The following is a 7,155-nucleotide window of genomic DNA, read 5'->3' on the forward strand; positions in this document are numbered from 1 at the left end:
GGGGCAAGTCAGGTGTCCGGGGTGGCCGTTGGGGCGTCCGTCGGGAGGGTGATGCGGGCCTCGGCGCCGCCCTGCGGCCGGTTGCGGAAGGTGAGGGCGGCGTTCAGGGCGGCGGCCTGGCCCGCGGCGATGGTGAGGCCGAGGCCGTGGCCCTTGTTCATGCCCTCCGTACGGAACCGCTGGGGGCCGGTCCGCAGCAGGTAGTCCGGGTAGCCGGGGCCGGAGTCGGCCACGGTCACCGTCGGGCCGTCCACCGTCACCGTGACCGGGGCCGCGCCGTGCCGGTGGGCGTTGGCGATGAGGTTGCCGAGGATGCGTTCGAGGCGGCGCCGGTCCGTCTCCACCCACTGCGGGGAGAGCACGGATAGGGTGGTGTCGGTGCCGGAGGCGCGGATGGCGCGGGCCGCGAGGTCGGCCAGCTCGTACGAGTCCGGTTCGATCCGCTCGCTGCGCGTGTCCAGGCGGGAGATCTCCAGCAGGTCCTCGGTCAGGGAGCGCATCGCCTGGACCCGGTCGCGGACCAGTTCCGCCGGGCGGCCCGGCGGAAGGAGTTCGGCGGCCGCGTTCAGGCCGGTCAGCGGGGTGCGCAGTTCGTGGGCGACGTCCGCCGTGAAGCGCTGTTCCGCTTCGAGCTTGCGCTGGAGCGAGGAGGCCATGGTGTCCAGGGCCCGGGAGACGGCCGCGACCTCGTCCTTGCGGCGCGGGGAGTCGTCGACGCGGGCGTCGAGGTCGCCCGCGCTGATCCGGCGGGCGACCTGGGCCGTCTGGTGGAGGCGGCGCGTGATGCGGGTGACGCCGAAGGCGCCGATCAGGAGGGTGCCGCCGATGGCGAGCACCGAGGAGCCGAGGATGGCCCGGTTCAGGTCGGCGATGTTGCGTTCGCTGCTCTCGTAGTCCACGGCCGCCCCGATGACGGTGTCGTGGTCGGCCGGTCCGGCCGCCCACATCACGGCCCTGCCCCGGTACTCGCCGACCGCCGTGCCGCGTCTGCCGCTCGCCGCCAGCTCCCGCAGCTCCGCCGGGAGGCCGGCGGGGTCGATGCCCTCGCCGCGCGGGACGCGCGCGCCGGTCTCGTACGCCGTGATGTTGCGTTCCAGCCTGCCGAGTGCCTTGTCGCGGGCGGTGGCGACGGTCTGCCGGGTCATCGCGCCGTGCACGAGCGTGCCGAGCAGCGCCGCGAGCCCGCAGCACATCAGGGTGATGAAGACGGCGGCCTTCCAGGTGAGGGCGGAGGTCCAGGCCGGGAGGCGGATCACGGCGACTCCTTCGGGGTGCGGACCGTCTCGATCACCCGCGGTGTCATGGCCTGCAGGTCGGGATCCCAGGTCCAGACGTACCGGTTCTCGGTGCCCGGCATGACGGCGGTGGACCGGATGATGAGGTCGCGTGCCGTCGCCTCGACGCTGAGCACGCCCTCCCTGGCGTCCATGATCTCGGTGATCCGGCCGTCCTCCCGGCCGGCGTAGACCCGGACGTTGAGGACGTGTCCCGGTCTGTCGACGCCGAGGATCAGTTCGTCCCGCCCGTCCCCCGTCAGATCGCGGTAGTGCGCCTCGCGCAGCGGGCAGCCGGGCGTCCCCGTGCCTTCGGCGCAGTCGTCCAGCACGGACTGCCGTTCCTCCTGCGCCGGGCCGGCCTGCGGCAGGAGCGCGAGCTGCGCCTCCAGGATCTCCAGGGGCGGTACGTCGCGCAGCGCGCGGCCGGCCGGGACGCCGACGCCTGGTATCGGCGCGGGCCGGGCGGCGGTCGCGCCCGTGCTCTGCGGCGGGGCGGCGGGCCGCTCGGGCCAGAGGCGGAGCGGGCCCTGGGCCCGGGTGGCGGGCTTGCCGTCGTCGGCGGGCCGGAGCCCCCCGTCCGCGCCGCAGCCCGCCAGCGCGAGGAGCGCGGCGGGCAGCAGCAGGGGGCGGACGGCACGGAGCCGGCGGCTCACGCCACCAGGTCCGCGTAGAGGATGACGTTGTCGGTGCGGTGCCCGTCCTCGATCTCGCCGCCGCAGGTCAGCAGGCGCAGCTCGGGGCGCTGGGTCTGCCCGTAGACCTTGTCGGTCGGGAAGTCCTTCTTGTTCACGTCCTCGATCTCGCGGATCTTGAACTTGGCCGTCTTCCCGTCCTCGCGCGGCACCTCGACGAGGTCGCCGAGCTCGATCTTCTCGACGTTCCTCATCAGCGCCGGGCCGTGCCGGGTGTCGAAGTGCGCGACGAGGACGGAGACGCCCTTCTCCCCCGGGGTGACGCCCCCGGTCCACCAGCCGGGCCGGTCGGCTTCGGTGTCGGCGTCGGGTACGCCCAGCTCACCGGTGCCCGGGTCCACCGTGAGGTCGACCATCTGCCTCGCGTCCACGCCCGCGGCGTCGATCTTCATGCCGGTGGGCTTCGACTTCTCCAGCGCCGGGGCCGGGCGGGCGTCCACGACCGGGGAGGCGGCCGCGGTGCTGCCCACCTTGGGGGCCGGCGGGAGCTCGGCGCCGCCGCCGCAGGCCGCGAGGGCGCCGCAGACGCCGGCCACCAGGGCGGCGGCGGTCGCTGCCCGCCGGGCGGTGCCGCGGGCGGGTCGGGCGGGCGCGGGCGCGGGGGCGCCGGGCCTCATCGGCTCACGGAAGGCGGCGCGCATGGGTGGTTCCCCTCGGGTCGGCGTCGCCTGTGCTCTCGGTCCGGGCGGCCGGACCACCCGGTCGGATGGCCCGTCCGGGCGACGGTCACGACGTTACGAGGGTCATGTTCTGGTCATCCGTCGGCAATGTAACAGTTGTCCGGCCACTCCCCCGCGAAGGCGTTAAGGGGCGGCCGGACAGCCCCCGGACCCGCTGGGCCGGGCAAGCGCAAGCCCTCCCGGCCGGGGCCGGGAGGGCTGGACGATCAGCCGACGGGGGTCAGCTCAGACCTTTGCTGCGCTCGCCGATCCGGTCGCCCTGCGGAGTGCCGGCGCGCTTGAGGGCCGCCTTGGTGTGCGCTCCGCCCTTGACCTTGCTCCGGACCGGACCCTCGAAGCCGTGACCCGGCGCGTGTGGCAGCTGGACCTGCTCCGCCGCCTTCGCGATCACCGCCTGGACGTCCTGCTTCTGCTCTTTGCTCATCCCGTCGTCAACTCCCTCGGGAAGCACCCAATCGGACTACTGGGATCGTATGCAGATATATCGGCCGACGCACCCGGACCGGACGTAAAAACTCTCGATCATGGCCTGGCCGGAGCGGGCCGTTCCGGCGACCCCGTGACCTCGGAGAGCAGTTCTTCCGGGCAGGGCGTCCCCCGCGGGATCTGGTACTTCGCCGCCACCCGGTACTGCCCGGCGGCCGGCGCCAGCAGCTCGGTCCACACGTCCCCGGAGTCGTCCGGATCCGCCTTGAACAGGCACCCGGCGGTGTTCACGTACTCCTTCGGCCCGGGGTTCTTGCCCGCCGCGTGGCGCTGCTTCGAGGCGGCCGTCTCCTGCGGCGGCGCGACCGCCTTGCCCGCGCCGTCCACCAGCCCCAGCCACGGCGAGTGCGGGATCCGCACCAGTACCCGCCCGGGCCGCTCCACGTCGATGACCAGCTGGTCGGCGCCGGCGCGCACCACCTTCGCGGGCCCGACCACCAGGTCCGTGGGCTCGTTCACCTTGAAGAGCCGCCAGTTCGAGTCGCCCCAGATCTGCTGGAGGTACGGAAGCCCCTGGCGCACCAGCTTCGCCTCGTCCACGCCGCCCGAGTCGGGCTTGTCGGCGGGCAGCACCACGTAGTGCACCGCCCAGCGCTCCAACCAGGCCTGGTAATTCTCCGCGTCGAGGGTGTCGTCGTAGAAGAGCGGGTTGCGTTCCAGGTCGGCCTGGCGGTTCCAGCCGCGCGCGAGGTTCACGTACGAGGGGAAGGCGGAGGATTCGCGGTGGCTGCTGGCCGGGACCACCTCGACCCGCCCCCGGTCCGCGCCCGCCTTCTGGAGCTGGTCGACCAGCGGGGCGAGCTCCCGGTTCCACGCGGCCAGCGGGGTGGTCCGGATGATGTCGGTGACGCTGTTGGAGGTGATCCAGAAGTTCAGCCCGACGACGGCGAGCACCAGCGCGTACCGGTGGCGCGAGCGCGGGAGGGAGTACGGGAGGGCCGAGAGCAGCACCGCCCCGCCGAACAGCATGACGAGCCGGGTGGCGTTCGAGCCCACCTGGGAGTCGATCAGCCAGGTCAGCAGCACCCCGAGGGCGTAGACGGCGGAGGAGATCCGGACCGTCTTCCACCGCTTGGGCACGAGGAACACTATGGCCAGGCCGAAGACGAACGGCAGCCAGGCCGAGCCCAGTTTCATCGGCTGGGTACCGGAGAACGGGAACAGCCAGGCCGACAGCCCGACCAGGGCCACCGGGGGCAGGCCCAGTGTGTACGCGCCCGGTCGCCGCCCGCTCAGGAACAGCGCGGCCGCGACCACCCCGAGGAAGAGGCCGGCCACCGGACTGGAGGCGGTGGCGAGCCCGGCCAGCGGGGCCGCGACGGCGGCCTTGGCCCACCGCCGCTCCGCCCACTTCCGGGGCCAGCAGAAGACGGCGGCGACCGCGCCGAGCGCGAACATCACGCCGAGCCCGAAGGTCACCCGGCCGGACAGGGCGTTGCACAGCAGCCCGTAGACCCCGGCCAAGGCCGGCCACAACGGCTGCCGGACAGTGCCCCGGCAGCGGGTCAGGATGAGCGCGAGCAGCGCGGCCGAGACCGTCCCGGCGATCATCATCGTGGTCCGGACGCCGATCATGTGCATGACGTACGGAGAGACCACGCTGTACGAGACCGGGTGCATCCCCCCGTACCAGGCGAGGTTGTACGCCGTGTCGGGGTGCCGTCCCACGAACTCGGCCCACGCGTCCTGCGCGGCCAGGTCCCCGCCGCTGTTGGCGAAGCTGAAGAACCAGACGACGTGCAGTACGGCCGCCACGGCGGCGGCGACGGCCACCGGATGCCCGTACGCCCAGCGGAGCGCGAGGCGCGCCATGCCGACGCCGTCCCCGGCAGCGGGGGCCGCGGCGGGAGCCGGGGCGCCGGGAGCTGGGGCGCCGGGAGCCGATCCTTCGTCGGGTACGCCGGAGCCGGAGCGCTGCCCGTACTGCTCCTGCTCCTGCTTGTGCTGCTCAGCGGTGGTCACTTCCGACGCTCTCCCGACACCCACACCCACACCCGACACACCCGACACACCCGACACACCCGATATCCGACATCCCGCACGCGCGCGGGTCCCGTTCTTCCGCCTCCTAGACGTGCTCAGGCGCCCCGGGGTTGCCCGGAGCGCCTGAGCGGATCAGTCCGCAGCGGTCAGCCGACGCGGGTCAGCTTGCTTCCCAGGCTCGGGGTGACGAGGTCCTGCTTGAGCGCCACCGGCACCTTCACCTGACTGGCGCCCTCGCCGACGGTCAGCACGCCGATCTCCGTGCCGGCCTTCGCGGTCTGCGGGAGCTTGGCGTTGCCGCCACCCAGCTTGACGTCGACGCCGAGCGACGGCCACCCGACCGCCTCCACGTCGGCCGTCGCCACGACCGGGGTCCGGCCGCCGAGACCGTCGTCCACGTACCCGACGACATCGCCCTTCTTGACGACGACCGCGCCCGTCAGCGACTTCTGCGTGGCCAGCATGACGTCCTTGCTGGCCGCGATGGCGGTGCCGAGGATCGGCACGCCGTGCTGGCCGAGCACGGCGCCGACGATCAGCTGGTTGGTCTTGCCGACCTTCTTCTCGGCGGCGAAGAGCAGGTTGCCGCCGGCCTTCGTGGTGGAGCCGGTCTTGATGCCGAGCGAGCCGTTGTAGGGGATCAGGTCGTTGTAGTTCCGCCAGCTCTTGCCGGAGGGGTCGACCCAGTTCGTCTTCTTGGTGATGTCGATCAGCTCCGGCATCTCGACGACCTTGAGGCCGAGCTTGACCTGGTCCTCGGCGGTGCTGACCGTGGTCGCGTCCAGACCCGAGGGGTCCGTGTACGTGGTGTTGGCCATGCCGAGTTCCCGGGCGGTCTCGTTCATCTTCTTGACGAACGCCTCCTGGTCGCCGCCGGAGTCCCAGCGGGCGAGCAGCCGCGCGATGTTGTTCGCGGAGGGGATCATGATCGCGGCGAGGGCGTCGTACTCGGAGATCTTGTCGCCCTCCTTCAGCGTGTTGACGGTGGACTCGCCCTCGGAGTCCTTCTTGCCGTCGTCCACGGCCGTCTTGTCGACGTCGATCATCGGACCCTTTTCCCCCTTCTTGAGGGGGTGGCTCTTGAGGATCACGTACGCCGTCATGGTCTTGGCCACGCTGCCGATGGCGATCGGCTTCTGCTCGCCGAAGGTGCCGACGGTGCCGAGGCCGGCGGCGGCCATGAAGCCCTGGCCCTCCTTGGGCCACGGCAGGACCGGGGCGCCGCCGTCGAAGGTGTACGAGCCCTTCGCCGTCATCGTGAGCTTCGGCTCGGGCATCGGCCGCACCAGCTGCACGATGGCCAGGACGATCACCAGCAGCGCGACGAGCGGGGCGTAGATCTTGAACCGCCGGGCGACCGTGCGCATGGGGCTCGGCGGCGGGGGCGGGTTGTTCGTGAGGTCCGCGAGCATGTCGAGCGGCGGCTTGGGCGGCAGCGGCTGCTGCGTGGTCCGCTCGGTGTCCGGCTTGGGGCCCGCGGGCGCGGGCGGCGCGGGCGGCCTGGGCGCGGCGGCGGGGGCCGGCTTCGGCGCCGGGGGCGCCGCCGGCTTGGCCTGATCACCGCGCAGCGGCACGAAGGTACTGGCCCGCTCGCCGCCGACGGACTTCGGCGGCACGGGACGGCCGGCCTGCGGGGGCTTGACGGCGCGGAAGACGGCGGTGCGCTCGCTGTCGGCGGGCTCCTCGGCGTCGGCCGGCTTGGCGGTGGCCGGCTTGGCGGTGGGAGCGGTGCCGGCGCCGGTACCGGTACCGGGCTTCACGGCGCGGAACACGGCGGTGCGCTCGCTGTCCGCAGGCCCGTCACCCTCGGCCGGCTTCCCGGACGCGGCACGCGGATCACCCGACGGCTTCTGCCCGGAACCAGAACCGGAACCGGAATCCGACTTCGGCCCCGCAACACCCGGCCGCACGGCCCGGAACACAGCCGTACGCTCACCGTCCGCAGGCCCGTCACCCTCGGCCGGCTTCCCGGACGCGGCACGCGGATCACCCGACGGCTTCTGCCCGGAACCAGAACCGGAACCGGAATCCGACGTC

At 72.9% G+C, this 7,155-nt stretch carries 6 protein-coding genes; all 6 read right to left on the reverse strand.

The window, feature by feature from the left end; all coding sequences use genetic code 11:
• Window positions 1-8: 8 nt before the first annotated feature.
• Entirely contained in the window at window positions 9-1,256 is a 1,248-nt protein-coding gene (locus tag ACZ4TG_RS20445) for an ATP-binding protein (RefSeq protein ID WP_468164662.1), read from the reverse strand.
• Window positions 1,253-1,930 carry a hypothetical protein gene (locus ACZ4TG_RS20450; protein ID WP_468164664.1) on the reverse strand — a complete coding sequence of 226 codons (678 nt, stop codon included), beginning with the start codon at window positions 1,928-1,930 and terminating at the stop codon, window positions 1,253-1,255. The genes ACZ4TG_RS20445 and ACZ4TG_RS20450 overlap by 4 nt, the downstream gene beginning before the upstream one ends.
• The gene (locus tag ACZ4TG_RS20455; RefSeq protein ID WP_468164666.1) at window positions 1,927-2,610 is read right to left on the reverse strand and encodes a sortase domain-containing protein; all 684 of its coding nucleotides are present in this window, start codon (window positions 2,608-2,610) and stop codon (window positions 1,927-1,929) included. The genes ACZ4TG_RS20450 and ACZ4TG_RS20455 overlap by 4 nt, the downstream gene beginning before the upstream one ends.
• A gap of 259 nt (window positions 2,611-2,869) precedes the next feature.
• Entirely contained in the window at window positions 2,870-3,073 is a 204-nt protein-coding gene (locus ACZ4TG_RS20460) for a hypothetical protein (RefSeq protein WP_468164668.1), read from the reverse strand.
• A gap of 98 nt (window positions 3,074-3,171) precedes the next feature.
• Complete coding sequence (locus tag ACZ4TG_RS20465; RefSeq protein ID WP_468164670.1) at window positions 3,172-5,097, reverse strand: MFS transporter; 1,926 nt, start codon at window positions 5,095-5,097, stop codon at window positions 3,172-3,174.
• Window positions 5,098-5,264: 167 nt separating this feature from the next.
• Window positions 5,265-6,890: a D-alanyl-D-alanine carboxypeptidase family protein gene (locus ACZ4TG_RS20470; RefSeq protein WP_468164672.1), complete on the reverse strand. Its 1,626-nt coding sequence runs from the start codon at window positions 6,888-6,890 to the stop codon at window positions 5,265-5,267.
• Window positions 6,891-7,155 lie beyond the last annotated feature (265 nt).

The sequence above is a fragment of the Streptomyces sp. NPDC028314 genome, from assembly GCF_055565795.1.